Consider the following 325-nt stretch of genomic DNA (forward strand, 5'->3'; position numbering starts at 1 on the left):
ACCGTACGCGCCATAGCTGCATTTTTTAATACTATGCAGGATAGGGCTAGCGCCGCAAAGTGACATCCTCTGACGTTCTCTGATTACAAAAGTTAAAGCAGCGGACAGGATGTGCATTTGTAATACCGCGCACACGCGGCACCACAAATGCCTTTTGTCAGGGCTTGCCGCCCCGACACCCTGCCAGCGCCTCACGACCCCGCAATAAATTGCGTGCCCGTTCACCGCTTCTTTCCGTCGTTTGCTGTGGTGTGTTTAAAGTACATGGGAATCGTAGGTCTTCTGTAGGTAACGTGTAGGTGAACTGTAAGTAAAGTGTGGGTGC

Origin of the sequence: Citrobacter sp. wls757 (assembly GCF_005280935.1) — a bacterium.
In the GTDB taxonomy this organism is placed as follows: Bacteria; Pseudomonadota; Gammaproteobacteria; order Enterobacterales; family Enterobacteriaceae; genus Citrobacter; species Citrobacter portucalensis.